Origin of the sequence: Cupriavidus sp. UYPR2.512, assembly GCF_000379565.1 — a bacterium.
Classification (GTDB): Bacteria; Pseudomonadota; Gammaproteobacteria; order Burkholderiales; family Burkholderiaceae; genus Cupriavidus.
Genome location: NZ_KB903095.1, coordinates 1 through 1,477, shown reverse-complemented (window position 1 = coordinate 1,477; position 1,477 = coordinate 1). Strand labels below are relative to the sequence as shown.

Annotated in this window: 1 protein-coding gene; it reads left to right on the top strand. The window is 57.6% G+C overall.

Features of this window, described 5'->3' with window-relative positions:
* The first annotated feature begins 48 nt into the window (after positions 1 to 48).
* Positions 49 to 1,098 (top strand): IS110 family transposase, encoded by a 1,050-nt coding sequence (locus tag A3A5_RS39140; RefSeq protein ID WP_051108562.1) that lies wholly within the window; start codon positions 49 to 51, stop codon positions 1,096 to 1,098.
* Positions 1,099 to 1,477 lie beyond the last annotated feature (379 nt).

Below are 1,477 nucleotides of genomic sequence, written 5' to 3'. Positions count from 1 at the left end.
CTGAAGGAATGGCTTGAGCCGGATGCGGGGCGACCTGCACGTCCGGTTCTGAGGGGGCGGCGGCGCAGTAATGCGTCGCTGCTACCCGACCAGGTGCACTACGTGGATCAGGACAGCGGCGAGATCGTGAATAAACCGATCTCCCGGGGGAAGTTCCTGCAATACTTCGCCAACCGCATGCCTTGCCTGATAGGCATGGAGGCGTGTGGCGGTTCCCACCACTGGGCGAGACAACTCACAGGGATGGGTCATCAGGTAAGGCTAATGCCGGCTGAGTTCGTAAAAGCGTTCAATATTCGCAACAAGAACGACGCAGCGGATGCCCGGGCGATCTGGCTGGCGGTGCAGCAGCCGGGCAAGGCGATCGCCGTAAAGACTGAGATGCAGCAAGCAATGCTGGCACTGCATCGATCGCGCGAGCAATTGGTAAAGTTCCGCACAATGCAGATCAACTGCCTGCGGGGTCTGCTGACCGAGTACGGCCAAGTGATGGGGAAAGGCCGCTCGGCCTTGGACAAGGCAATGCCTGACGTACTCGCCCGATTGGCCGACCGGTTGCCAGCAGTACTAATTGACACGTTGTGTGAGCAGTGGAACGGACTCACGAAGCTGGATAAGCAAATTGCGGCAATCGAGCGAAGGCTGCGCGAATGGAAAAAGGAGGATGGCCCTGTGAAGGCCATCAGCGAAATCCCAGGCGTCGGGCTACTGACGGCCACGGCCGCCGTTGCAATGATTGGCGATGCAAGGACATTCAAGTCAGGCCGTGAGTTTGCCGCGTGGGCTGGACTGGTGCCAAAGCAGACTGGGTCTGGCGGTAAAGTCAATCTGCATGGGATCAGCAAACGCGGCGATACCTATCTGCGCACGTTGTTGATTCACGGCGCTCGTAGCGTGCTGCAACATGCGAAAGCCCCGGGACCGTGGGTCGAGCAAATGAGGAAACGGCGACCGCCGAATGTGCTAATCGTTGCGTTAGCCAACAAGATGGCTCGCACGATTTGGGCGGTATTGGCTCATGGTCGGTCATATCAAAAAGGGTATGTGAGCGTAGCACCTGCATCAACGAACGGCTCAGTAGATCACACGTATAGATAGCTTGTAGAGCGGGAAGGTTGCGTTGGCAATCGAGTGTGATGGCGCGATAGGTTGGACCGGGACTCACTAAACCTGAACTGGTTGCCGAGCTTCGAGCTCGTACCCGCAATGAGGTGTGAGTCAGCGGATTTCATCGGGGCCCGCAGCGGCAATATCAGCTGACTCACAATTCCATAGGGGCCCGCAGCATAGGAATCGCTGCAATAAGGCCGGATATAAAGCTGCAAACCGTTCCTGTTATGCCAGATGCTCGAAACACTAGCGCAAACGGAGGCGTCCATATAAGCATGTATGCCACGCAAGACGAAGACCAGCCAAGCCGCCGACCGCGCGCTGCCGAGCATTCCCGAGGACCTGATCGCCCATTTGGTAAAGGGTC